This window comes from Streptomyces sp. NPDC097640 (genome assembly GCF_040302705.1).
Classification (GTDB): Bacteria; Actinomycetota; Actinomycetes; order Streptomycetales; family Streptomycetaceae; genus Streptomyces.
In genome coordinates this window covers 104592-130280 of sequence record NZ_JBEOSB010000012.1, presented here as the reverse complement: position 1 = coordinate 130280, position 25689 = coordinate 104592, and the positions used below count along the sequence as shown (strand labels likewise).

Here is a 25689-nt window from a genome sequence, read left to right as displayed (position 1 = left end):
GAGCGCACCCTGCGACAGGAGCCGCCCATGGACACCGAACACCGCGCACAGGCCCGGACGCGGGCGCGCGAGGAGGCCGGGCGGCTGGCCGCCCAGGGAATCGTCGGCGCGGCCCTGACCTGGGTGGACAACGCGGGCCTCACCCGCGTCAAGGCCGTGCCCACCGCACGGCTCGAACACGCCGCCGAGTGGGGCGTCGGCATGTCCCCCGTGTTCGACGTCTACCTCGTCGACGACTCCATGACCACCAGCCGCCACGTCGGCGGACCCGACGGCGATCTGCGGCTCTTCCCCGACCTCGACCGGCTCACCCCGCTGGCCGCCCAGCCCCGCTGGGCCTGGGCCCCCGTGGACCGCTACGACGTGAGCGGGCGGGAACACCCCGTGTGCCAGCGCCGGTTCGCCCACCGCATGGCCGAGCGGGCCCGGCAGCGCGGCTTCGATGTGCTGATGGGCTTCGAGACCGAGTGGGTCGTCACCACGGCGGGCGGCTCGGCGCCGGAGTCGGGGTCGGAGTCGGAGTCGGCGTTGCGCTACCCCACCGCGGGCCCCGCCTACGGGATGACCCGCCTGGTGGACCTCTCCGACTATCTCGCCGACCTGCTCGACGCGCTCCAGGCCCAGGGGCTCGAGGTGCGGCAGCTGCACCCCGAGTACGCGGCGGGGCAGTTCGAGGTGTCCGTGGCGCCCGCCGACCCGGTCGGCGCGGCCGACCTGGCCGTGCTGGTGCGCCAGACCATCCGGGGGGTCAGCGCACAGCACGGCCTGGAGCCGTCCTTCGCCCCCGCGGTCACCCCCGGCGCCGTGGGCAACGGCGGCCATCTGCATCTGAGCCTGTGGCAGGGAGACCGCGATCTGTGCCGGGGCGGGGACGGGCCGTGCGGCATGACGGCGACGAGCGAGGCCTTCCTGGCCGGGGTGTTGCGCGCGCTGCCCGCGCTGCTGGCCGTCGGCGCCCCGTCACCGGCGAGCTATCTGCGGCTGGAGCCCTCCCGCTGGGCCGGGGCGTACCAGTGCTGGGGGCCGGAGAACCGCGAGGCCGCGCTGCGCTTCGTCACCGGCGCGCCGGGGGACCCCGGCGGGGCCAACGCCGAGGTCAAGTGTTTCGACCAGGCAGCCAATCCGTATCTGGTGACGGGCGCGGTCATCGCCGCCGGGCTCGCCGGGCTCGACGCCGGGCTGAGCCTGCCCCCGCCGGTGGCCGGCGACCCGGCGCGCCAGGGCCACGAACGGCGGCTGCCGACCTCGCTGTCCGCCGCCCTGGAACACTTCGACGCCTCGGACACGCTCCGGGAGGCGCTGGGCGACCCGCTCTTCGAGTCCGTCGCCGCCGTGCGCCGCGCCGAGAGCGAGCTGTTCCAGGGGGCGAGCGCGCAGGACATCGCCGCGGCCACCCGCCGGAGGTACTGAGCCATGGCCGCCGACCGCGCGGCGCGGCCCCGGCCGCCGCTGGTGGACCACCACTGCCACGGCGTGGTGCGCGGCGAACTGGACAGCGCGGCGTTCGAGGCGTATCTCACCGAGTCGGACGCGCCCGCCGCGCCCGGCACCAGCTACTTCGACACCCAGCTGGGGTTCGCGGTGCGCCGCTGGTGCCCGCCCCTCCTGGGCCTCGCGCCCCACTGCCCGCCCGAGCGCTATCTCGCCCGGCGGCGGGAGCTCGGCGCGGCGGAGGCCACCCGGCGGCTGCTGCGCGCCGCGGGCGTCACCGAGTTCCTGGTGGACACCGGGCTGCCCGGTGATCTGACGAGCCCTCAGGAGCTGGCCGAGGCCGCCGGGGGCGCGGCCCGCGAGATCGTACGGCTGGAACACCTGGCCGAGCGGGTCGCGGACACCTCACGGACCGCCGACTCCTTCCTCGCCGCGCTCGGCGACGCGGTGCGCGCGGCCGCGCGCACCGCCGCCGGGTTCAAGTCGGTGGCCGGCTACCGCTACGGGCTGGACCTCGACCCCACGCCACCCGCCCCCGCCCCGCTGCGCGCGGCGGCGGACCGCTGGCTGGCCGCCCGCGCCTCGGGCGGCCCGGCCGCCGCACGGGTCGCGGACCCGGTGCTGTTGCGGCATCTGCTGTGGTCGGCGGCGCACACCGCGCTGCCGCTACAGCTGCACACCGGGTTCGGCGACCCCGATCTGCGGCTGGACCGCTGCGACCCGCTGCTGCTCACCGACTTCATCCGCGCCGTGCGCCCCACCGGATGTGCGCTGATCCTGCTGCACGGCTATCCGTACCACCGCGGCGCCGCCTATCTGGCCGCGGTCTTCCCGCATGTCTACGCCGATGTGGGGCTCGCCCTGACGCACACCGGGGCGCGGGCCGGGGCCGTGCTGGCCGAGGTGCTCGAGGTGGCGCCCTTCGGCAAGGTGCTCTTCTCCACCGACGCCTATGGGCTGCCCGAGCTGTACGTGGTCGGGGCGCGGCTCTTTCAGGAAGCCCTGGACGGACTGCTCGCCCGCTGGGTCCGCGACGGCGCCTGGTGCGCGGCGGACGCGGAGCGGGTGGCGGCCCTGGTGGCCGCGGACAACGCCCGGAGAGTCTACGGCCTGAACAGCACGATCACCGGCGATATCTAGAGTCGGCCGGAAAATCATCTGTCACCAGCGCGCCCGACGCCGCTTTTCGCCACGATGGAGCCATGGACGAAGAGCACTTCCTGGAGCGCGCCAAGCAGTTCGCCTACCGGCTGGCCGAGCTCCAGAACCGTCTGGACCCCGACTCGTACGACCTCCTGCTGCGCATCCTCCGGGGCATCAACGACGCCATCATGCACCGCAGCGACGGCGTCAGCGACAGCGTCGACGTGGAGTTCTCTCCGCAGGACCAGGACCGGTTCACCCCCGCGTTCGGAGAGGAGCTCGCCGAGCTGACCAGCCTGCTCGGGCCGCACGGCCTGCGGCTGGTCGTGGACTTCGGGGCCGAGCGTGAGCGCGACCGGCTGGAGGTGGAGGCCATCGCGCGGGTGAGCGGCATGGACCCCGGGCGATCATGACATGAGCCGCGCGCGGCTGGGCAGTACCGTTCGTCCGGTACGGACCGGCCGTACGGTCACCACCTGGACCAGCCACTACGCGGAGGAGAAACGCATGCGGATCGCCGGCGCGACCGTCCTGCTCACCGGAGCGACCGGAGGCCTCGGGCAGTCACTGGCCCGCGCCTTCGCGGCCAGGGGCGCAAAGCTGCTGCTCACCGGCCGCCGCGAGGACGTGCTGCGGCCACTGGCCGACCGGCTGGGCGCCCGTGCCGTCGTCGCCGACCTGGCCGAACGGGACCAGCTGGAGCGGCTCATCGACGAGGCCGCGGAGACCGACATCCTCATCGCCAACGCGGCGCTCCAGTCCAGCGGCAAGGTCCTCGACTACGCCCCCGAGCAGCTCGACCGCGCCCTGGAGGTCAATCTGCGCGCCCCGCTCCAGCTGGCCAGGGCGCTGGCCCCGCGGATGGTGGCGGCGGGTTCCGGTCATATCGTGATGATCGGCTCGCTGTCGGGCCGTACCGCCTCCCCCGGGGCGGCGCTCTACAACGCCACCAAGTTCGGGCTGCGCGGCTTCGCGCTCGGGCTGCGCCAGGATCTGCACGGCACCGGGGTGGGGGTCTCCGTGGTGCAGCCGGGATTCGTGCGCGACACCGGGATGTTCGCGGACTCGGGCGCGACCACGCCGCCCGGCGTCCGTACGGTCTCGGCCCGCCAGGTGGCGGTGGCCACCCTGCGCGCCGTCGAGCGGGACCGCGCCGAGGTGAACATCGCCCCGCTCGAACTGCGCCTGGGCAGCGCCCTCGGCGGGCTCTTCCCGAGCCTGGCGGCGGTGGCGCAGCGCGGGGCGGGGGCCGAACGGACGTCGCGTCAGCTGTCCGAGGGCCAACGGCACAACCGCTGAACGGCGGACCCGGGTGGTGTCCGGCCGATCTTTCCCCTGCTCGCAGGCGTCAAGGCCCGCCGGACACCACTTTCACAGCAACGCGCTTTCCTGGCACGGGACTTCACAGCACTCCCCCGGGCGCGGCGCCCGTGCTAGGGTCCTGGCGACCCTGGCCGGACAACGTTGTCAACGGAGGTCCCCCTTGAGACCACTGGTCGGTCGGATGCGTACCCGCGCGGCAAGAGCGGTCACCTCGGTGGCGGCGGCCGTGCTGCTCCTCGGCGGGCTGCTCGGCCCGCCGGGCGCCGCCGCGGCCCCGGCGGCCGAGCCCGCCTCGCTCGTGAACCCGTTCGTGGGCACGCAGAACTTCGGCAACACCTTCCCCGGCGCCAGCACGCCCTTCGGCATGGTCCAGGTCAGCCCGGACACCGGCGGTCAGGGCGGCTACGACTACGCGCAGAACACCATCTACGGCTTCAGCCAGACCCATCTGTCCGGCGTCGGCTGCGGCGTGGCGGGCGAGCTGCCCCTGATGCCCACCACCGGTCCGGTCACCGACGTGAACCCCGAGCACTACCGCTCCGGCTACTCCCATGACGACGAGGAGGCCACGCCGGGCTACTACCGGGTGGGGCTCACCAGCTACGACGTCGACGCCGAGCTGACCGCCACCGAGCGCACCGGCTGGCAGCGCTACACCTTCCCCGCCACCGGCGCGGCCAACGTCCTGTTCAACACCGGCAAGGCCAATCAGAAGGTGTTCGACTCCGAGGTGCGCGTGGTCGGCGACCGCACCGTCGAGGGCCGGGTGCGCGCGGGGAACTTCTGCGCGGGCAAGGACGAGCACACCGTCTACTTCACCGCCACCTTCGACCGGCCCTTCGCCTCGTACGGCACCTGGCGCGGCACCACCGCCACCCCCGGCTCCCGGGAGGCGGCCGGGGAGGGCGGCAACGGCGCCTGGGCCACCTTCGACGCGACCGCCGACCGGGACGTCGTGGTCAAGGTCGGCCTGTCGTACACCGGCCTGGACGGCGCCCGCAAGAACCTGGCGGCGGAGACCGGCGACAGCTACGACTTCGACGCCACGCGGGCGAAGCTGCGCGACACCTGGGAGCGGCAGCTGGACTCGGTGCGGATCGGCGGTGACACCCAGGAGCGGCAGAGCGCCTTCTACACCGCGCTCTACCACGCCCAGCTCCACCCGAACCTGGCCGGTGACGTGGACGGCCGCTACACCGGCTTCGACGGCCGGACGCACACCGCCACCGGCTACACGCCGTACCAGAACTTCTCACTGTGGGACACCTACCGGCCGCAGAACCAACTGCTGGAGCTGCTCCAGCCGCGGGTCGCGCGCGATGTGGCGCTGTCGGTCGTCGGGATCGGCCGGGACGGCGGCTGGCTGCCGAGGTGGGCGCTCGCCGAGAGCGAGACCAACATCATGACCGGGGACCCGGTGACCCCCTTCCTGGTCGAGGCGTGGTCCAAGGGCCTGCTGGCCGGGCACGAGGAGGAGGCGTACGCGCTGCTGAAGCGCAACGCGACCACCACCCCGCCCGCCGACTCCCCCTACAACGGGCGCTCGGGCGTGGACTACTACCGCAGGCTCGGCTATGTCCCGTCGGGGCTGAAGCTCGGCGAGGACTGCGCCCACAAGGGCGGCGACAACGACTGTGTCCACCCCGCCTCGGCGACCCTGGAGTACTCCGCGGCCGACGCGGCGCTCGCGCTGATGGCGCGCGGGCTCGGACACCGCGCCGACGCCCGGATGTTCGCCGAGCGCGGCCAGTGGTACCGGAAGCTGTGGGACCCCTCGATCGCGCAGTTCCGGCCGCGCACGGCGGACGGCGCCTGGGTCACGCCGTACGACCCGGTGGAGGCGGGCCGCCAGTTCCACGAGGGCGGCGCCTATCAGTACCAGTGGCTGGTGCCTCAGGACCCGGCCGGGCTGGTCGGGCTGATGGGCGGGCGGCGCGCCACCGAGCGGCGCCTGGACTCCTTCTTCGCCTACGACAAGCTGCTCACCGACCCGGCGGGCACCGCGCGCCGGGACTGGATCTCGGCCCCGTACGACTACTACGGCAAGCCGACCTACAACCCGAACAACGAGCCGGATCTGCACGCCCCGTACATGTATCTGTGGGCGGGCGCGCCCGCGAAGACCGCGACCGTGGTGCGGGCGGCGATGACCCTGTTCACCACCGGGCCGGACGGCATGACGGGCAATGACGACCTGGGCACCATGTCGGCCTGGTACGTCTTCTCCTCGCTCGGCCTCTACCCGACCATGAGCGGCGGCGACTTCCTGGCCGTCTCCAGCCCGCAGTTCGAATCGGCGATCATCCGTATTGGCAGCATCGGCCGCTACGGCTCCCGGCAGGGCGGCACGCTGACCGTCAACGCGCCCGGCGCGAGCGACGAGCGGCGCTATGTGCGCGGCGTGTCGCTCGACGGACGGGACCTGGCGCGCACCTGGCTGCCGTGGTCCGCGGTCGCCCACGGCGGCTCGCTCGTCCACCGGCTGGGCACCGAGCCGGGCTCCTGGGGCACCGGGCCGGGCGCCGAACCGCCCTCGGTGGGTGGGGCCGGTCGGCGGGGGCCGGACGTGGTGTAGGTTCTACCGCCCCCCACCATGTGCGTCTGAGCGAGGGAGCGGGTCCATGCGTGCTGTGGTGTTCGATGCCTTCGGGCAACGGCCCGAGGTCCGAGAGGTCGAGGACCCGGCTCCCTCGCGGCGCGGCGCGGTCATCCGGGTCGAGGCGACCGGGCTGTGCCGCAGCGACTGGCACGGCTGGATGGGGCACGACCCCGGCATCCGGCTGCCGCACGTACCCGGCCATGAGCTGGCGGGCGTGGTCGAGGAGGTGGGGTCCGAGGTGCTGAACTGGCGCCCCGGGCAGCGCATCACCGTGCCCTTCGTCTGCGCCTGCGGGCGCTGCGCCGCCTGCGCGGACGGTGCGCAGCAGGTGTGCGAGCGGCAGACGCAGCCGGGCTTCACCCACTGGGGCTCCTTCGCGGAGTACGTGGCGATCGAGAACGCGGATGTGAACCTGGTGGGCATCCGCGGCGAGCTGGCCTTCACCACGGCGGCCGGTCTCGGCTGTCGCTTCGCGACGGCCTTCCGCGCCGTGGTGGCGCAGGGCCGGGTGGCCCCGGGCGAGTGGGTCGCGGTGCACGGGTGCGGCGGGGTGGGGCTGTCCGCCGTCATGATCGCGTCCGCGGCGGGGGCGCGGGTGGTCGCGGTGGACATCTCGCCGCGGGCCCTGGCCCTGGCCCGGCGGTTCGGCGCGGAGGTGTGCGTGGACGCGGCCTCGACGCTGGGGTCCGTGGCGGACGCGGTCGCGGACGCGACCGGCGGGGGCGCCCATGTGTCGCTGGACGCGCTGGGCTCCCCGCGGACCTGCGCGGCGTCCGTGAACAGCCTGCGGCGGCACGGGCGCCATGTCCAGGTCGGCCTGCTGCCGCCGGCCGCCGGGAGCCCGATGCTGCCGATGGACCGGGTCATCGCGCTCGAACTGCGGCTGCTGGGCAGCCATGGCATGGCCGCCCACGCGTACGGGCCGATGATGGAGATGGTGGAGGCCGGGACGCTGCGGCCGGACCTGCTGGTCACCGACACCATCGGCCTGGACGAGGTGCCCGAGGCCCTGATGGCGATGGGGGCGGCGGGCGGCGCCGGGGTCACGGTCATCGAGCCCCGGCGCCCCCCGACGGCCGCCCGGCGGTGAGGGCGGGGCGGCTCAGCCCGGGATCCGTACCGTGTTCCCGGTGATGCGGACGCGGTCCCCGGCGGCCGGGCGGTCCGTGATGTCCGGGATGTTGGCGGGTGTCAGGTCCGGGGCGTGGCCCGGCTCGCCGCCCCGGGGAACGGTGCGCACGACCTGGCTGGGCGGCAGCTTCCCGCGCCCGTCCAGCCGCTGCCACATCAGGTCCAGGGCCTGCTGGTAGTAGTAGCCCAGCGCCACATAGCGGTTGTCGAAGCCGGGTGCCGTGGAGTCGAAGTGGTGAGCGTTGGTGACCTCGACATACGAGACGGTGCCTTGGCCGTCCTCCGCACGGGAGTTGAGCCCCAGATAGGGCCTGGAGCTGTGGTTGACCGGGACCCGGGCGTCGTCGCGGCCGTGCACGATCAGCGTGGGCTTGCCGTGCAGATCGCCGGTGCGCCGGGTGACGTCCAGCCCGTCGGCCAGCCGCTCCGCCCACCGACGCTCCGCCCCCGCGCGGGCAAAGGCCAGTTGGTAGACGCAGGTCTCGCCGCGCAGGTTGTAGTCGTGACGGCCGTCGGGGCCCTGCGACTTGGCGTCGGCGACGGGCCCGCCCGGCGCGTTCTCGTCGATCAGCACCCCGGGCGCCGGGGCCCGGCCGGAGCTGGTGCCGAAGGCGGCGGCCAGTTCGGCGGCGCGGTACGGCACCGGGGTGCCCGAGGCGTCGGTGCGGGCCCAGCCGTAGCCGCACAGGGAGTCGGCGACCGAGGCCCGGGCGTAGCTCATGGCGTACGAGGCGGGCGTCTGCGGGTCGTAGTGCGCGAGTTGGAGATAGCCGGACTGCGGCTGGTATCCGGCGCGTACCAGAGCCTCCTGGGCGAGCCGGGGCAGCCCGTCAGGACCCGCCCGCTCCGCGTCGCGCCGGGAGATCAGCCGGGGGTCGTCGCCGACGAGGGCCGCGCAGCGGCGGCGGGCGGCCGCGATGTCCAGCGAGGCGTAGCCGGGCGCGGTGGGCTCGGCGAGCGCGGCGCACGGCTGGAGCAGCGAGGCGAGGGAGTTGTAGCGGATCAGCGGCATTCCGGCGGCGGGCACCGCGCGCCCGCCCTGGCTGACCCGGACCCCGTCGAGCGGCGCAAGGTTCATCTGCGGCTCGGAGGCGACGACCGCGTCGATCAGCCCCCGTCGGTCGTCCTCTCCGGCGGCGACGGCCGCTCCGCCGCCGTTGGAGACGCCGGTGGCGATGACGGTGGTGGTGGCGGGCGTGTAGCCGCCGCGGGGCGCGCCCTCGCGCCGGTCGCGGCCGAGCAGGGCGAGGGCCAGCGCCACCGAGCGCAGCACATCGCGCCCCCAGGTGGCCTGCGGGTTGGTCCTGGCGTGCGCCATCTTGTACGCGACGCGGTACGGGCGCCCGGCGTCGAACCGGGCCCGCTCGGCGTCGCTCAGCCCGGCGTCGAACGCGGCGCGGTCCCCCGTCGCGGCGCGGGGGCCGGTCGTGCCGTCGTGCGCCATGACGGTGCCCGAGTGCAGATCGTCGAAGGCCGGGCCCATGCCCTTGTCGGTGTAGGCGACGGCGCAGCGGCGGTGCAGCCCCCAGGCCCCGGCGGTGCCGGCCATGTTGTAGACGCCGCCCAGGCCGGAGGCGGGCGCGGCGACGACGCAGGGGCGGGCCCGGTCGAAGTCGTCGGGGACCTGGACGACGAAGCCGACGCTGTGCGAGCCGCTGCCCGCGACCGCGCGGTACTCGACGCCCGCGATCTTGCCGTCGCCGGGGACCGGCCGGCCGCGGTCCACATTGGGCCCGTACAGCCGCCCCAGGCCGCCGCCGGTCCCGGCGGACAGCCCGGCGGAGGCCCAGATGGCCTGGCGGCGCAGCTCGGCGGCGGTGGGCCGGTCGGGGTCGGCCGGGGCGGGCGGGGCGGGGGCGCGCAGCCCGGAGAAGCCGAGCCCGGCGGTGAGCAGGTCGTCGCTCGCGCCGTCGTACCGTACGGAGCTCAGCGCGGTGATGTAGGCGGGGATGGGGGTGCCGGGGGCGGGGGCGGCCGTGGCCGTGGCCGTGGCCGCCGGGACGAGGGCGGCGGTGAGCGCCGCGGCCAGCAGGGGCGGGAGCGCGGCCGAGCGGCGCGGGGCCGGCCAGCGTGCGGACTTGGGCACGTCGTCTCCTGGGAGTCGTCTCCTGAGAGTTTTTTCCTGGGGTGGTGTCACAGCCTGGGCTGGTGTCACAACCTGGGGTGGTGTCACAGCGGCAGGGCGCCGGTCAGCAGGGCGGCGGCGGTCATCACGAGCGTGGTGCCGAAGGCCCAGCGGAAGATGAACCGCTGGTGCTCCCCGAGCTGTACGCCGCTCATGCCGACCAGGATGAAGGTGGAGGCGGTGAGCGGGCTGAGCGGGAAGCCGGTGGTCATCTGGCCGAGGACGGCGGCGCGGGCGACCTCGGACGGGTCGGTGCCGAAGGAGTCGGCGGTGCCGGCCAGCACCGGCAGGATGCCGAAGTAGTAGGCGTCGGGGGTGAAGACGAGGCTCAGCGGCATGCTGGTCACCGCGACCAGCACGGGCAGATGGCCGCCGAGGGAGTCGGGGATCACCTCGACCATGGCGTGGGCCATCTTCTCGATCATTCCGGTGCCGGTGAGGATGCCGGTGAACACCCCCGCGGCGAAGATCATGGTGGTGACCAGCACCACGCTGTTGCCGTGCTTCTCCAGCAGGGCCTGCTGCTCCTCCCAGCCGGGGTGGTTGACCAGCAGCGCGATCACGAAGGCGAGCACGAACAGCACCGGCAGCGGCATGACTTCGAGTACCAGGCAGACCAGCAGGGTGACGGTGAGCAGCAGATTGAAGACCGTCAGCGCGGTGCCGGCCCGCGCGGCCACCCGGGGCGTGCCGGGGCCGTCGCCCACCGCCACCTCCTCGCTCGGCTCGGCGATCGTGCCGAGCCGGCGGCGCTCGCGGCGGCCGATGAAGTACGCGGCCAGCAGCACCCAGGCGATGCCCGCGGCGAGGGCGGGCAGCAGCGGGGTGATCACATCGGAGGTGTCCAGCTTCAGCGCGGCGGCCGCCCGCGCGGTGGGGCCGCCCCACGGCATCAGGTTCATCACGCCCGCGCCGAGGGCGACCACCCCGGCGAGCACCAGCCGGCTCATGCCCAGCCGCCGGTAGACGGGCAGCAGCGCGGAGACGGTGATGAGGAAGGTGGACGCGCCGTCCCCGTCGAGCGCCACACAGATCGTCAGCACCGCGGTGCCCACGGTGACGCGGAGGGGGTCTCTGCGGGCGATGCGCAGAATGCCGCGGATCAGCGGCTCGAACAGGCCGGCGTCGATCATCAGGCTGAAGTAGAGCACCGCGAAGGCGATCATGATGCCGGTGGGGGCGACCTTGGACAGCCCGTCCAGCGCCATCGGGCCCAGGTCGTCCCCGTATCCGCCGATGACCGCGGTGACCACCGGGGTGAGGACCAGGGCGACCAGCACCGAGACCCGTTTGGTCATGGTGAGCAGCAGGAAGCCGCCGATCGTGCAGAAGCCCAGTGCTGCCAGCATGGCCGCTCGCTTTCTTTCCTCGGATGTTGCCGATGAGTTTCCGAGCGGCGAAAGATCCGCGTCCAGCATCGAACACAGATCTGTCCATGCGTTTAGCGCAACAGTTCCCCGGCGCGGCGCGCGCGCCTATCCTCCCGCTTCATGATGGACGTCACTTTGCGCCAGCTCGCGGCGTACGCCGCGGTGGCCCGGGCCGAGAGCTTCACCGCCGCCGCGGCCGAACTGCATGTGTCCCAGTCCTCGCTGAGCCGCGCCGTCGCGGACCTCGAACGCACCCTCAATATGCGGCTGCTGGAGCGCGACACCCGCAATGTGCGGCTGACCCCGGCCGGGTCGGAGGCGCTGCGGATAGCGGACCAGATCCTGTCCGCGCACCGGGCGGGCCTGGCGCAGCTGGGGCGCTATGTCTCCGGTGAGCGCGGCACGGTGGCGCTGTCCACCCTCCCCTCGGTGGCGGCCGTGCTGCTGCCGCCGGTGATCTCCGCCTTCCGCGCCCGCCGCCCCGAGGTGACCGTACGGCTGCTGGACGGTCTGGAACGGCCGGTGCTGGAGCGGGTGGTGGACGGGGACGCCGACTTCGCGGTGTCCACCGTGGCCCGGCGCACGGCCGGGATACGGCTGCGCCCGCTGGTCCGCGACCGTTTCGACGCGGTGCTTCCCGAGGGCCACCCGCTCGCCGAGCGGTCCGAGGTGAGCTGGGAGGAGCTGGGCCGCGAGCCGTTCCTGGCGGTGGGCGCGGACTCCAGCGTGCGCCGGATGACGGACGCCGCCTTCGCCCAGGCGGGACTGTCGGCGGACCCGGCGGCGGAGGCGTCCAACGTGGCCACAGTGGGCGGGCTGGTGGCGGCGGGGCTCGGGGTGTCCGCCATGCCCGCCCTGGTGCATCCGCTGGTGGCCCCCGGGAAGCTGGTGCGCCGCCCGCTGGTGGACCCGGTGGTGGAGCGGCGGCTGCATGTGGTGGTTCCGGCGCGGCGGGCGCTGCCGCCAGGAGCGCGCCGCTTTCTGGAGCAGCTGGAGGAGTTCCGCGACGCGGGCCATGAGCTGCCCGACGGGGTCTTCTGGGAGCGGAGCGAAGCCTGACCACGGGCAACTATTGTGAGATCGGCATGAATTGATGCCCGTTCATTGCTGGACCCGCATATGGCCGAGCCCGCAGCCTGACACTTATGGACCGTCTGAACAGCGACAGCCGAGCGCCTCAGGGGCAGCAGGGACAGCGGGGACAGCTGACCGGCCTGAAGGTGGTGGAGTTCGCCCATGTCGTCGCGGGCCCCCTCGCCGGGGCGATGCTCGCCGACCAAGGGGCCGACGTGGTGCATGTGGAGCCCCCGGGCTCGGGCGACGCGGCCCGGGCCATGGGGCCCCGGCGCGACGGCGTGCCGCTGTGGTTCAAGGTCGCGGGCCGCAACAAGCGCTCCGTCACCCTCGATCTGCACCACGAGGAGGGGCGGCGGATCGCCCATGACCTCATCGCCTGGGCCGATGTGGTCATCGTGACCCTGCGCGCGGGACGGCTGCGGACCTGGGGGCTCGACTGGGAGGCCGTGCACACGGTCAACCCCAAGGCGATCCTGCTCCAGATCTCCGGCTTCGGCGCGACCTCCTCCCGGGCCGACGCCCCGGGGTTCGGCAAGATGGGCGAGGCCCGCAGCGGGGTGGTGCATCTGACCGGCTTCCCGGACGGACCGCCCGTGCACACCGGCTTCTCGCACGGCGACGCGGTCACCGGCCTGATGGGCGCCTTCGCGATCCTGGCCGCGCTGCACCGCCGCGACACCGACCCGGACTTCGACGGCGAATGGATCGACCTGGCCCTCTTCGAGCCGCTGTTCCGGCTGGTGGAGTGGCAGGTCATCGCGTACGACCAGCTCGGCGCGGCCCCGGAGCGGGCCGGCAACCAGCTGGCCGTCGCCCCCGCCGCCGTCATCAACACCTACCGCAGCGGCGACGGCGACTGGCTGACCGTCACCTCGGCCACCACCCGCTCGGTGCTCAATGTGGTGCGGCTGCTGGGCCTGGACGAGGCGGAGTACGCGACCGTGGAGGCGCAGCACGCCGGGCGGGAGCGGCTGGATCACGCGCTGCGTGCCTGGGTGGCCGCGCGCCCGGCCGAGGAGTGCCTGGCGGCGTTCGAGCGCGCCGAGGTGGTGGCCTCCCGGGTGTTCAGCGCGGCGGACATCGTCGCCGACCCGGTCTACGCCGAGCGCGAGGACATCGTCACCGTCGACGACCCGGACCTCGGCCCCGTCCGGATGCAGGCCGCGCTGCCGCACTTCCGCCGCAACCCCGGCGCGGTGTGGCGCACCGGTCCCGCGCTGGGCGCGGACAACGGCCTGGTCTACGGGCAGTGGCTGGGCATCGACGAGGAGCGGCTGGCGAAGCTGGAGGGCCAGGGTGTCATCTGACCACGACGGCTCGGACGACCGCCGCGCGCCGCTGCGCTCGCTGCTGTTCGTCCCCGGCAGCAGGACCGGCTGGCTGGCCAAGGCCGAGGCGGCGGGCGCCGACGCGGCCATCCTCGACCTGGAGGACGCGGTGCCCCAGGGCGCGAAGGAGGCGGCGCGGGAGGCGGTGGCCGAGGCCGTCGAACAGGCAGCGGGGCCGATGCGGCTGCTCGTACGGATCAACCCGCTGGACCCCGGGGCGGGCTGGGCGGGCGCGGACGATCTGCGCGCGGTGGCGCGGGCGGGGCTGTACGGCGTGGTGCTGCCGAAGGTGGACCGCACCGACGACGTACGGGTGGCCGACCGGCTGCTGACGTGGTGCGAGCGCGAGGCGGGCCTGCCCGAGGGGCGGATCGCGCTGGTGCCGCTGCTGGAGACGGCCCGCGGGCTGCGCGAGGCGTACGACATCGGGCGGGCCGCCGGCCGGGTGGCGCACCTGGGCGCGCTGACCGCCCCGGGCGGGGACGTGGAGCGCGCGGTCGGCTACCGCTGGAGCCCGGGCGGCGAGGAGACGCACGCGCTGCGCGCCCGGGTGCTGCTGGACGCGCGCGCCGCGGGCAGCCCGCACCCGGTGGCCGGGCTGTGGGCGGATGTCGCCGACCTGGCGGGGCTGCGGCGGTTCGCGGAGCGGAACCGGGCGCTGGGGTACGAGGGGATGGCGGTGATCCACCCGTCTCATGTGGCGGTGGTCAACGAGGTGTTCTCGCCGGACGCCGAGGAGCTGGCGCGGTGCGAGCGGCTGGTGGCGGCGGTGGCGGCGGCGCAGGCGCGGGGCGAGGGCGCGGTGCTGTTCGAGGGGCGGATGGTGGACGAGGCGATGGCGGAGACCGCGCGCCGCACCCTCGCCCGGCACAACTCGCCCCCTGCCTGAACTTGTGGTGAGTTGGAGACGGTGACACGCCGAAGCCACGGCGTGTCGCCGTCTCGTATGCACCACGAAGCCGCCGACCCAGATCACCCGTCCAGCCCCTTGACGCACTCCAGCAACGTGGTTACACACGATTGGGAGCGCTCCCATCCCCCACCGAGCCGAGGAGGAACGGCCGTGCGGAGAACGAGGCTTCTGAGGACACTCCTGGCGATCCCGGCACTGACCCTCGCCCTGACCGCGATGGGGCCGTTGGGCCCCGCGCCGGACACCGCGACCGCCACCGACACCGTGACCGCCACGCCGGACACCACCGCCGCCGCCGCGGACACCGCCGCCGCGCCGGTGCGCATCATGCCGCTGGGCGACTCGATCACCGGCTCGCCCGGATGCTGGCGGGCAGTGCTGTGGAACAAGCTCCAGAGCACCGGCTACACCTCCGTCGACTTCGTCGGCACGCTCGGCCCGCAGGGCTGTGGGGTGCCGTACGACGGCGACAACGAGGGCCACGGCGGCTTCCTGGCGACGGCAGTGGCGCAGCAGAACCAGCTCCCCGGCTGGCTCGCCGCCACCCGTCCGGACATCGTTGTCATGCACTTCGGCACCAACGACGTCTGGAGCAATATCGCCCCGGACCGGATCCTGGCCGCCTACAGCACCCTCGTGGACCAGATGCGCCAGAGCAACCCCGACATGAAGGTGCTCGTGGCGCAGATCCTCCCCATGAACCCCGGATCGTGTCCGGAGTGCGCCGCCCGGGTGACGGCACTCAACGCCCAGATCCCCGGGTGGGCTGCGGCCAAGAGCACCTCGCGCTCCCCGGTGGTCGCGGTCGACCAATGGAGTGGTTTCTCCACCGCCACCGACACCTACGACGGGGTGCACCCCAACGCCTCGGGCGACAACAAGATCGCCGCCCGCTGGTACCCCGCGCTCACCAAGCTGCTGACACCCGGTTGGACGAACCGGGCCCCGAGCGCTCCCGGGAGCCGATAATGCGCGCCACGACCCGTATCGGCACCGCGCTCGGCGCCGTCGCCGCCGTCCTGATGTCCGCCCTCGCCCTCGCCCCGACCGCCCACGCGGCGACCGGCCTGCATGTGAGCAACGGCCGGCTGGTCGAGGGCAACGGCTCCGACTTCGTGATGCGCGGGGTCAACCACGCCCACACCTGGTTTCCGACCAGGACCGCCAAGGCCCTGTCCGACATCAAGGCCCTGAAGGCCAACACGGTGCGCGTGGTGCTGAGCACCGGGGACCGCTGGACGAAGAACGACACCGCCGACGTGGCCAACGTCGTCGCGCAGTGCAAGCAGAACCGGCTCATCTGTGTGCTGGAGGCCCATGACACCACCGGCTACGGCGAACAGGGCGGGGCGGTCACCCTCGCCCGCGCCGCCGACTACTGGATCGGCGTCCGCTCGGCCCTGGCCGGCCAGGAGAACTACGCCGTCGTCAACCTCGGCAACGAGCCGTACGGCAACAACAACGCCGCCGCCTGGACGGCGGACACCAAGGCCGCCATCGTGAAGCTGCGCAACGCCGGGATCCACAACGCGCTGATGGCGGACGCGCCCAACTGGGGCCAGGACTGGACCTTCACCATGCGCGACAACGCCGCCTCGGTGCTGGCCGCCGACCCGGACCGCAACACGGTCTTCTCCATCCACATGTACGGCGTGTTCGACACCGCGGCCGAGGTCAAGGACTATCTCACCCGCTTCGTCAATGCCAAACTGCCCATTGTCGTCGGCGAGTTCGGGCACAACCACTCCGACGGCAACCCTGACGAGGACGCCATCATGGCCACCGCGCAGTCGCTCGGGCTCGGCTATCTGGGCTGGTCCTGGAGCGGCAACAGCGGCGGGGTCGAGTATCTCGACATGGCCACCAACTTCGACGCGGCCGCCCTCACCAGCTGGGGCCAGCGGATCTTCAAGGGGGCCAACGGCATCGCCGCCACCGCCAAGGAGGCCACGATCTACCGCTGAGCCGCCGCCACGACCGATCAGCCGCCGTCCGCAGCCGCGCGCCGGCCGGACACCGCGCGACCTCGACCTCGACCTCGACAGAAAGGTCCGTCATGCCCGCTCGCCTTCCCCGTCCGCGCGGTGCCCGCGCCGCCGCCGCTCTGCTGGCCGGCGCGCTGCTCCTGATCGCCGCCCCGGCCGCCCCGGCCGCCCCGGCCGCTCCGGCCACCCCAGCCGCCGCGGCGGCGCCCTCCGCCGTCCAGGTCAACCAGCTGGGCTATCTGCCCGGCGGCCCCAAGCGCGCCACCGTCGTCACCGCCGCCACCACCGCGCTGCCCTGGCAGCTGCGGGACGCCAAGGGCACCGTGGCCGCCTCGGGCACCACCGCCGTGCGCGGAGCGGACGCCGCCTCGGGCGACTCCACGCACCTCGTGGACTTCTCCTCGTACCGGGGCACGGGCAACGGCTACACGCTCACCGTGGACGGCCTGGCGAGCCACCCGTTCGACATCCGCGCCGACCTGTACGACGGGCTGCGCGCGGACGCGATGTCCTTCTTCTACCAGCAGCGCAGCGGCATCCCGATCGAGGCGTCGCTGGCGGGGGCGGCGTACGCCAGGCCCGCGGGACACCTGGGCGTCGCGCCGAACAAGGGGGACACCGGCGTTCCGTGCCAGGCCGGGGTGTGCGACTACGCCCGGGATGTCCGCGGGGGCTGGTACGACGCCGGTGACCAGGGCAAGTACGTGGTCAACGGCGGCATAGCGGTGTGGCAGACGGTGAACTCCTTCGAGCGTGCCAAGCGCGCGGGACACCAGGCCGCGCTCGGGGACGCCACGCTGCGGGTGCCCGAGCGCGGCAACCGCGTCCCCGATGTGCTCGACGAGGCCCGCTGGGAGCTGGAGTTCCTGATGCGGATGCAGATCCCGGAGGGCAAGCCGCGGGCGGGCATGGCCTTCCACAAGATCCACGACGCGCAGTGGACCGGTCTGCCCACCCGGCCCGAGCAGGACTCCCAGCCGCGCGAGCTGCACGCCCCGTCGACCGCGGCCACGCTCAACCTGGCGGCGGCCACGGCCCAGTGCGCCCGGGTGTTCGCGGCGTACGACAAGACCTTCGCCGCCCGCTGCCTGGCCTCCGCCCGCCGCGCCTGGACCGCGGCGAAGGCCAACCCGAGCGTGCTCGCGCCGGATTCGGACGGCACCGGTGGCGGGGCGTACGGGGACGCCCGGGTCGACGACGAGTTCTACTGGGCGGCGGCCGAGCTCTACGCGACCACCGGCGAGAGCGCGTACCGGGACGCGGTCACCTCCTCGCCCTTCCACACCTCGGCCGACGCCTTCACCCCGCTCGGCTTCGCCTGGCCCGAGACCGCCGCCCTGGGCCGGATCACCCTGGCCACCGTCCCCAACGGCCTGGCCGCCGACGACCGGGCCCGGGTGCGCGCCTCGGTGGTCACGGCCGCCGACGGCTATCTGGCCGCCATGGCCCGCCAGGGCTACGCGGTGCCACTGCCGGTGGACGGCTATGTGTGGGGCTCCAACGGCCAGGTGGCCAACAACGCGAGCGTCATCGCCGTCGCGTACGAGCTGACCGGGCAGGCGCGCTACCGCGACGGGGCGCTGGAGGCGCTGGACTATCTGCTCGGCCGCAACGCGCTGGGCCAGTCCTATGTGTCCGGCTACGGCGAGCAGGCGTCCCGCAACCAGCACCACCGCTTCTGGGCCCACCAGTACGACGCCTCGCTGCCCAACCCGCCCGCCGGATCGCTCGCGGGCGGCCCGGACTCCGCCCTTCAGGACCCGGTGGCGCAGGAGAAGCTGCCGGGGTGCGCGGCGGCCAGGTGCTACATCGACGACATCGGCTCGTACTCGACCAACGAGGTGGCGATCAACTGGAACGCCCCGCTGGCCTGGCTGGCCGCGTTCGCCGCGGAGCACTGAGCGGGCTGAACGGGCTGAACGGGCTGAGCGGCCCCGAGTGGGGGCCCAGAGCCCCCCGCTCAGGGTATGACCTCCCGGCACGCCGCCCAGTGCACGTTGCCCATGTTCGGCTGGAGCAGCTGCGAGAGCGGGGTCTCCCTCGTCACCGTCACCGGATTGCCCATGATCGTCAGATCGGCGGGCGGGAAGAGCGAATAGTCCCAGACCTGTTGGCCCGGTTCGACGACCTTGGCCGAGCCCAGCGGCTCGGTGCCGAGCTCGATGCGGTTGGCCCTCGGATTCTTGAGCATCTCGCCGTGCTCGACGTACAGGTGGAGTCTCGTCCCCTTCGGGACTGTGACCATGACCTCTCGGCCCGGACGGGTGTCCTCCGACCAGATGGCACCGTGGCCGCTGAGAACGGTGTCGCCGTCCGGCCGCCCCGCATGCGAGGTGCCGGGCGCACACGGGCAGAGGCCCAGCGGGTCGACCCAGGCGTGCGGGTTCGCCACATACGCGACGGGGTTGGGCGCGGCGGCCAGGCCGAGCGGGTCGGGGCTGGTGTAGCGGGCGGTCTCCGGGTCGTAGTAGCGGAACCGGTTGTAGTGGAGTCCGGTTTCGGGGTCGTGGTACTGGCCGGGGAAGCGCAGTGGCGTGTGCGCCTCCTCGGCCGCCGCGGGGCCGGCCGCGCCCCACAGGGTGGCGTGGTGGCGCGCGACGATGTCGCCGTTCTCGTCGAGGAGTTCGCTGGGGGTGCCCACCAGGTCGCTGACGATGCCGAAGAATCTCCGGTCGATCTCCCGACGGCCCATGTCGTCGGTGACGCGCTCGGTCTGCGCGACCGGGCGGAGCCCGTCGTGGTCCCAGGTGAGGGTGGTCGGCTCGGGCCGGACCTGCCCGGTGGTGGTCTGCTCGACGAGCGTGGAGCCGTCCCAGACGAAGTCCACACGCTCGACGACGGTCTCGCGGTCGGCGGCGAGCCGCAGCTTGGCGGTGCGCCGGCCCAGCGGGTCGTACAGATAGCGCCAGACGGTGCCGTCGGGGGTGGTGACGGAGGTCAGCCGGTCCTCCGCGTCCCATGCGTACCGCCAGGTGTCCGGCTTGCGTGAGAGCCTGCTCCGCCGCTTCAGGGTGATCCGGCCCGCCGCGTCGTACGCGTAGCGGACGCGTCCCGCGCGGGTGACACGGGTGCCGGTGTAGGCGCGGGGGCCGGTGGCGTCGGAGTGTGCGGCGAACGGCGCGGGCCAGGAGGCGAAGGTCTGGTTGCCCGCCTCGTCGTACGCGTAGCTCTCGCCCCGCCCGCCGGGGGCGTGGACGGCCGTGACCCGGCCCACCGGGTCGAGCTCGAAACCGTGGGCGCCACGCAGGTGGTCGTCGACTCCGGTCAGATGGCCGTCGGCGCGATAGGTGTACACCCGGCGCTGCACGGTGGCGCCTTCGGCGGCCGGGGGGTGACCGGCGAGGGTCTGCTCGGTCAGCCGGCCGGCCGGGTCCCAGAGCTGCGCGAGCGTGGCGCCGGCGCCGATGCGGCGGGAGGTCTCGCGGCCGGCCACGTCGTACGCGGAGGCGATGGTGTGGCCGCCGGCCTTGAGCGTGGTGCGGTGGCCGGCGGCGTCGTACGCGAAGGAGGACAGCGCGCCGGAGGGGGTGACGCGCCGGACGGGCCGGCCGAGCGCGTCGTAGGTGTGCGCCAGGACCCGCCCGCCGGACAGCTCCGACTTGACCCGGCCCATCAGGTCGCGGTGGAAGGCGAGTTGGGCGTCGGGACCCTCGGTGGACGCCAGCCGGCCGGCCGGGTCCCAGGCGAAGGTGGTGACCCGGCCGTCCGCCTCCTTGCGCACGATCCGGCCCATGGCGTCCCGGGTGAGGACGACCGTCTGGCCCAGGGGGTTGGTGCGGGAGACGAGCCGGCCGGCGGCGTCGTACCGGTAGGTGGACGTACGGCCGTCGAAGTCGGTCTCGCTCAGCGGGCGGTCCGCCGGGTCGTACGCATAGGTCCAGGTGAGGCCCTGCGGATCGGTCACCCGGGTGAGCCGCAGCCGGGTGTCGTAGGTGTACTCGACGCGGGCGCCGTCGGGCCCCGTGCGGGCGGCCACCCGGTCGAAGTGGGTGTACTCGTACGAGGTGACCCGGCCCAGGGCGTCGGTGTGCGCCACGCAGTTGCCCTCGCCGTCGTAACGCCAGCTCTGCCGGGCGCCATTCGGGTCGGTGTGCGTGGCGAGCCTGCCCTCGGCCGTCCACTCCATGCGGGTGGTGGCGCCGAGGGGGTCGGTGACGGCGGTCGGGCGGCCGAAGGCGTCGCGGTGGTAGGTGGTGACGGCGCCCAGCGGATCGGTGATCTCCAGCGGCAGGCCCGCCGAGTCGCAGCGGATCCGGGTGGTCCCGCCGAGGGGGTCGATGACCGAGGTCAGGGCCCCGCGCTCGTCGTAGCCGTACCGGGTGGTGTGGCCGGCGGGGTCCGTGGTGGCGGTGCGGTTTCCGCGCTCGTCGTAGGTGTGGCGCCACACCGTCCCGTCGGCGTCGGTGAACTCCACCGGCAGCCCCAGGCGGTTGCGGGCGAGGGTGCGGGTGTGACCGTCCGGTGTGGTCAGCCGGGCCAGGCGGCCGGCCCCGTCGTACGCGTAGCGGGTGGTGTGCCCGAGCGCGTCGGTGTGGGCCAGCGGGCGGCCGTGGCGGTCGGTTCCGGTGCGGACGGTGTTGCCGAGCGGGTCGGTGACGGCGACGATCCGGCAGCGGTCGTCGACCAGGTAGCGGGTGGTGTCGCCATCGGGCGTGCGGACCGCGGTGACGCGGTGGCCGGTGTCCGGGTCGGCGCCGTCGTAGTCGATACAGAGCGCGACATGGCCCTCGGTGCCGCCCTGGGAGACCACGCGGTCGCGGTCGTCGTAGACGTACTCGTAGCGCCGGTCGTTGGTGTCCACCCAGGCGATGACCCGGTGGTGGGTGTCGTACTCGAAGCGCAGCGGGAGCCCGCTGGAGCCGGTGACCTCGGTCAGGTCGCCGTCGGTGTAGCCGTAGCGGACGAGTTCGGTCTCGCCCAGGCGCAGGGCGGTGATCCGGCCGCCCTCGGTGGCGAACGTCAGGTGGTAGCCGCCGTCGTGGACGATGCCCGTGGGGGTGCCGTCGGCGTCGTGGGTGAAGGTGAGGCGGTGGCCGTTGCGGTCGGAGATCTCGGTCAGCGGCGCCTCGCCGTCCGCGCCGGGCGGCCCGTCGGCGGGGCCGGTGTACCGCCGGACATGGCCGGTGTCCGGGTCGGTGACCGTGTAGTCGCCGCCGGGGGTGCGCTCCAGCGGCCACCGCGGGCCCAGTTCGGGCAGGGTCGGCACCCCGGGGGCGGGGTGCGGGTAGGACAGCAGCAGTCCGTCGGCGCCGACGAGGACGACGCCCCGGTCGAGGATCTCCAGTCGCTGGTCGGCCGTGCTGGACCACGAGGGGCCGAACCAGCGCCCGGCGCGGTAGCCGGACTCGGCCCTGCGCCAGAACACCAGCGGCAGCAGGCCGGGCAGGGACACATCGGTCTGCGGCAGATACATCTTCCCGGTGGCCAGGTCCACCGGGTCGGTGTGGCCGGTGGTCCTGGCGGAGTCGGGCGCGCTGTGCGGCGCGGCGCCGTCCTTCTCGAGCTGTGCGTGGCCGCCGGACTTCCCCTTCCAGCTGCTGGGCCTCCAGCCCCTGCTCGGGGCCCGTTCGGCGGCCTTCAGGAGGTCCTTGCCGGCGGTGGCGAACGACCGCACACCCCCGAGGCCCTTGGTGCCGACCAGTTCGGGCACCAGTCTCCCCAGGCCCTCCGCGGGGTCCTTCTCGAAGGAGTCCCACATGGCCCGCAGCGCAGTGGCCGGGTCGTTCGCCATCCGGAGCAGACCGGCGGCGGTGTCGTTGAGGCGGGTGGCGTACTCGGCGGGGTGGGTGAGGTTGTAGGGGTCCAGGGCGTTCACGGAGCGGACGAAGTCCACCAGCCCCGCCGTGCCCTTGACCACGCCGCCGACGAAGTGGCTTCCGTCCAGCCGCAGCCCCTCCACCCCGTCCGCCGCCCGCCGGAGGTACGAGGGTTTGCGCGGGGCCTTGTCGCGCGCCGCCGCCACCGCCCGCTGAGCGGTGAGGTGTGCCGCGTCCCGCTGCCGCCGCGCCTCGCCGAGGACGTCCTGGGCGGCCTCGATGTCGGCGCCGCCCGGGTCGTGGCCGGCGGACGCCCCGGCGTGCCGGCCGGCGGGGGCCGCCTCGGACGCCTTCCGGCCCCTGCGGTAGGCGCGGACGGCCTCGTCGGCCTGCTTCTGGGCCCACTCCACCGTCTCGGCGAACTCGCGCAGCGCCGCGGCCGCCTCTCCGCAGGCGTCGGCCGCGACGTACCACTTCTTCGGCTCGGCGGACACCCGTCGGGTGAAGGCCGCGGCGGACCGTCCCTTCAGGGTCTCGAGGGCGTCGGGGCCGACGCCTTGGAGCCCCTTGCCGACGTCGTTGAAGGCGTTCTCGAAGGCGGTCAGGTGGTCCGCGGTGGCCCGCAGCCTGTCGGGGCTGCCGTGGATGAGCTGCCCCGGCTCCTCGGTCTGGTCCAGCCGCATCTCCCCGACGTCCGCGCCCAGCGCGTTCGCGGCCGAGTCGGTCGTACGCCGGACCCAGTCGGCCCCGTCGGCCCAGCCCATGCCGTCCAGCCGGTCGGCGGTGAAGTCGCCCACTCCGTCGACGGCCTCGCCGACGTTCTCCACTTGATCCTCGACGAAGCGCTGCACCGGATCAGGTATGAAATCCCCGAGTCCCACCGCGTGTACCCCCGTACGTGTGCAGGTGCAGCGGTGAGCCTACTGGCGGCGCGGGCCACCGGGAGCGCCCGGGCCACGGGTTTGAGGAGGTTCTGAGGAATCGCGCACGCGGCCGGCCCGCGAGGCGGTCTCCCCGCGGGCCGGTGCGCGGTCGTGTCCCCGGTGGCGTGGCCTCAGCGGGGCAGCTGCGCCTCGATCGCCGCGACGACCTCCGCGGCCTCCGGCTCGGTCCGCGGCCGGAACCGGCCGACGACCTCGCCGCCCGGCGAGACCAGGAACTTCTCGAAGTTCCACTGGATGTCGCCCGCCTCGCCCGCCGCGTCCGCGGCCTGCGTCAGCTCGGCGTACAGCGGATGCCGGCCGTCGCCGTTGACCTCGATCTTCTCCATGAGCGGGAAGGACACCCCGTAGGTGGTGGAGCAGAAGGTCTGGATCTCCTCGCCGGTCCCGGGCTCCTGGCCCGCGAACTGGTTGCAGGGGAAGCCCAGCACGGTGAAACCGCGCTCGGCGTAGCGCTGCTGAAGCCGCTCCAGGCCCTCGTACTGCGGGGTCAGCCCGCACTTGGAGGCCACGTTGACCAGCAGCAGCGCCGTGTCCCGGTGCGCGCCGAGGGTGGTGGGCTCGCCGGAGAGGGTGTGCAGGGGGATGTCGTACAGACTCATCGGGGGACTCGCCTTCGTCGTTCCGTCGGTGCACGGGTCGGTGCACGGATGGGTACACGGATGGGTGCACGGCAAATCTATGCGCTGCCGCCGGCCGTCCGCGGATCCACTCCAGGGTCCGGCGGCCGGTGGCGCGGCGCTCGTCGAGGGGGATGTGTGTCACGGGACGAGGAAGCCGTCGTCGGCAGGCTGCTCATCGTGGAGTACGAGCAGGTGAAGGAGGAGCAGCGGGCACGCATCGGGTTCCGGGACAATCTGCTCTACGCCACCCTCGCCTCCATGGCGGCCATCATCACCTTCTCGCTGCAAGGCGGCGGCCGGCCGGAACTGCTTCTGCTGCTGCCGCCCGCCTCGGTGCTGCTGGGCTGGACCTATCTGGTCAATGACGAGAAGATCTCGGCCATCGGCCGCTACATACGCCAGGACCTGGACCCGCGGCTGTCCGCGCTCGTCCCCGACCGGCCCCGGGTCTTCGGCTGGGAGACGGCCCACCGGGACGACCGCCGCCGGATCTCCCGCAAACGGCTCCAGCTCGCGGCCGACCTGCTGCTCTTCTCGGTGGCGCCGGTCGCCGCCCTGATCGTCTACTGGACCTCCGGCCGGATCGAGGGGCCGCTCGTCGCGATCTCGGTGGCCGAAACCCTGCTGATCACGGTGTTGACGGTGCAGATCGTGGTGTACGCGGACCTCCACCGGCCCTGACACCATGGGTCGCTCGGACCGGGCACGCGCGGACGTAGGGGGACAAGGTGTGGGCTGACGGGGGCGGAGGGCGCGCGGAGGTGGTCATCCTCACGGCGCTCGAGGTGGAGTACCGGGCCGTGCGGGCGCATCTGGAGGAGCTGCGCACCGTGGCGGCCGAGCGGGGCTCCCTGTTCGAGGTGGGCGTCTTCCGCGACGGCCACACCGGCACATCCGTCGCGATCCATATGACGGGCCCGGGGAACCCGGGCGCCGCGGCCCTGGTGGAGCGGGCGTCGGCGCTCTTCGCGCCGCGGGCCCTGCTGTTCGTGGGGGTGGCCGGCGGCCGCAAGGATGTGGGCCTGGGGGATGTGGTGGCCGCGGACGCGGTGTACGACTACGAGACCGGCAAGGACACCGAGGGCGGTTTTCTGCCCCGCCAGAAGACCCATCAGTCGGCGTACGACCTGGTCCAGCTGGCCAGGCATGTCGCGGCCCTGGACGAGTGGCAGCTGAGGATCCACCCCGCCGGGGGCGAGGCGGCGCCGCTCCCCCGGGCCCATGTCAAGCCCATCGCGGCGGGCGGGCGGGTGGTGACGCACCAGCGGTCGGACGTCGGCCACAGGCTCGCGGCGAGCGCGGGGGACGCGGTGGCGGTGGACATGGAGGGCTTCGGGTTTCTGGCCGGCGCCTATGTCAACCGGGATGTCGACGCCCTGGTGATCCGCGGCATCTCGGATCTGCTCGCCGACAAGGACGAGGCACACGACGAGCGCTGGCAGCCCGTGGCCTCCCGGCACGCGGCGGCGTTCGCCTTCGAACTCCTCCGTCGGCTCCCCGCGGCCGCGGCGCCCGCCCCTGTCACCGCGACTGCCCCGGGCCGCCCCGCAGCACGCCGCAAGCTGACGATCCGGGAACTCGGCGAACTCACCGACCTGTTGCTCACCGTGCCGGGGCTGACCTCCCCGGCCGGCTGGCAGCAGCTGCTGGACGAGCTGCCGGGCGTGGGCACGGCGGTGGCCAGGCAGTCGGCGAGCCGGACGGAGGCGCTGGCCCTGCTGCGCACCTGCGAGGCGTACGGCGCATGGGCCCAGCTGATGGACGTTCTCGCGGCCATCGCGCCGGACGCCCCGGCCACGGCGGAGCTGACCGCGCGGCTGGCCCCGCTGCGCCGGGAATGACCGCCCGGGTACTGCCCTGACGTCCCGTCATGGGGTGATATGGCACTGTGTGACGGGCGCGACTCTCGCGTCTAACGGGGTGTTATGTATGGCGTTCCGGGCA

Annotated in this window: 17 protein-coding genes and 1 pseudogene; 14 read left to right on the top strand and 4 right to left on the bottom strand. The window is 73.7% G+C overall.

Annotation, left to right across the window (positions count from 1 at the left end; genetic code table 11):
• The first annotated feature begins 27 nt into the window (after positions 1 to 27).
• The 6 genes from ABTY62_RS20575 (at position 28) to ABTY62_RS20550 (ending at position 7586) form a co-directional block, all read left to right on the top strand.
• Complete coding sequence (locus tag ABTY62_RS20575; RefSeq protein ID WP_352130859.1) at positions 28 to 1410, top strand: type I glutamate--ammonia ligase; 1383 nt, start codon at positions 28 to 30, stop codon at positions 1408 to 1410.
• Between the two features lie 3 nt (positions 1411 to 1413).
• On the top strand, positions 1414 to 2571 hold the full coding sequence (locus ABTY62_RS20570) for an amidohydrolase family protein (protein WP_352130858.1): 1158 nt from the start codon (positions 1414 to 1416) through the stop codon (positions 2569 to 2571).
• A 62-nt stretch (positions 2572 to 2633) separates the two neighbouring features.
• Positions 2634 to 2987 (top strand): hypothetical protein, encoded by a 354-nt coding sequence (locus ABTY62_RS20565; protein WP_352130857.1) that lies wholly within the window; start codon positions 2634 to 2636, stop codon positions 2985 to 2987.
• 94 nt (positions 2988 to 3081) lie between these two features.
• A complete protein-coding gene (locus ABTY62_RS20560; protein ID WP_352130969.1) occupies positions 3082 to 3873 on the top strand; it encodes an SDR family NAD(P)-dependent oxidoreductase in 792 nt (263 codons plus the stop codon).
• 184 nt (positions 3874 to 4057) lie between these two features.
• Entirely contained in the window at positions 4058 to 6472 is a 2415-nt protein-coding gene (locus tag ABTY62_RS20555) for a GH92 family glycosyl hydrolase (protein WP_502997488.1), read from the top strand.
• A 46-nt stretch (positions 6473 to 6518) separates the two neighbouring features.
• Positions 6519 to 7586 carry a zinc-dependent alcohol dehydrogenase family protein gene (locus tag ABTY62_RS20550; protein ID WP_352130856.1) on the top strand — a complete coding sequence of 356 codons (1068 nt, stop codon included), beginning with the start codon at positions 6519 to 6521 and terminating at the stop codon, positions 7584 to 7586.
• A 12-nt stretch (positions 7587 to 7598) separates the two neighbouring features.
• On the opposite strand, the gene ABTY62_RS20545 is transcribed toward ABTY62_RS20550, so the two are convergent.
• Positions 7599 to 9713, bottom strand: coding sequence for a 3-hydroxybutyrate oligomer hydrolase family protein (locus ABTY62_RS20545; RefSeq protein ID WP_352130855.1), 2115 nt, complete (start codon positions 9711 to 9713; stop codon positions 7599 to 7601).
• Positions 9714 to 9796: 83 nt separating this feature from the next.
• A complete protein-coding gene (locus tag ABTY62_RS20540) occupies positions 9797 to 11101 on the bottom strand; it encodes a CitMHS family transporter (protein ID WP_352130854.1) in 1305 nt (434 codons plus the stop codon).
• 144 nt (positions 11102 to 11245) lie between these two features.
• Here ABTY62_RS20540 and ABTY62_RS20535 point away from each other — a divergent pair, with 144 nt between their 5' ends.
• From ABTY62_RS20535 to ABTY62_RS20510, 6 genes and pseudogenes are all read left to right on the top strand, one after another.
• Complete coding sequence (locus ABTY62_RS20535; protein WP_352130967.1) at positions 11246 to 12181, top strand: LysR family transcriptional regulator; 936 nt, start codon at positions 11246 to 11248, stop codon at positions 12179 to 12181.
• 86 nt (positions 12182 to 12267) lie between these two features.
• On the top strand, positions 12268 to 13506 hold the full coding sequence (locus tag ABTY62_RS20530; protein ID WP_352130853.1) for a CaiB/BaiF CoA transferase family protein: 1239 nt from the start codon (positions 12268 to 12270) through the stop codon (positions 13504 to 13506).
• The gene (locus ABTY62_RS20525; protein ID WP_352130852.1) at positions 13496 to 14416 is read left to right on the top strand and encodes an HpcH/HpaI aldolase/citrate lyase family protein; all 921 of its coding nucleotides are present in this window, start codon (positions 13496 to 13498) and stop codon (positions 14414 to 14416) included. The genes ABTY62_RS20530 and ABTY62_RS20525 overlap by 11 nt, the downstream gene beginning before the upstream one ends.
• 240 nt (positions 14417 to 14656) lie before the next feature.
• Positions 14657 to 15400: pseudogene (locus tag ABTY62_RS20520) on the top strand (SGNH/GDSL hydrolase family protein); the annotation flags it as partial.
• Between the two features lie 8 nt (positions 15401 to 15408).
• The gene (locus ABTY62_RS20515) at positions 15409 to 16404 is read left to right on the top strand and encodes a cellulase family glycosylhydrolase (protein WP_352130851.1); all 996 of its coding nucleotides are present in this window, start codon (positions 15409 to 15411) and stop codon (positions 16402 to 16404) included.
• 92 nt (positions 16405 to 16496) lie between these two features.
• Entirely contained in the window at positions 16497 to 18326 is a 1830-nt protein-coding gene (locus ABTY62_RS20510; RefSeq protein WP_352130850.1) for a glycoside hydrolase family 9 protein, read from the top strand.
• A 59-nt stretch (positions 18327 to 18385) separates the two neighbouring features.
• On the opposite strand, the gene ABTY62_RS20505 is transcribed toward ABTY62_RS20510, so the two are convergent.
• Positions 18386 to 23032: a putative T7SS-secreted protein gene (locus ABTY62_RS20505; protein WP_352130849.1), complete on the bottom strand. Its 4647-nt coding sequence runs from the start codon at positions 23030 to 23032 to the stop codon at positions 18386 to 18388.
• A 203-nt stretch (positions 23033 to 23235) separates the two neighbouring features.
• Positions 23236 to 23724, bottom strand: a complete 489-nt coding sequence (locus tag ABTY62_RS20500) for a glutathione peroxidase (RefSeq protein WP_352130848.1) — start codon at positions 23722 to 23724, stop codon at positions 23236 to 23238.
• A 156-nt stretch (positions 23725 to 23880) separates the two neighbouring features.
• On the opposite strand from ABTY62_RS20500, the gene ABTY62_RS20495 reads away from it, so the two are divergent.
• Complete coding sequence (locus ABTY62_RS20495) at positions 23881 to 24426, top strand: hypothetical protein (RefSeq protein ID WP_352130847.1); 546 nt, start codon at positions 23881 to 23883, stop codon at positions 24424 to 24426.
• 80 nt (positions 24427 to 24506) lie between these two features.
• Entirely contained in the window at positions 24507 to 25586 is a 1080-nt protein-coding gene (locus ABTY62_RS20490; RefSeq protein ID WP_352130846.1) for a phosphorylase family protein, read from the top strand.
• Positions 25587 to 25689: the final 103 nt, after the last annotated feature.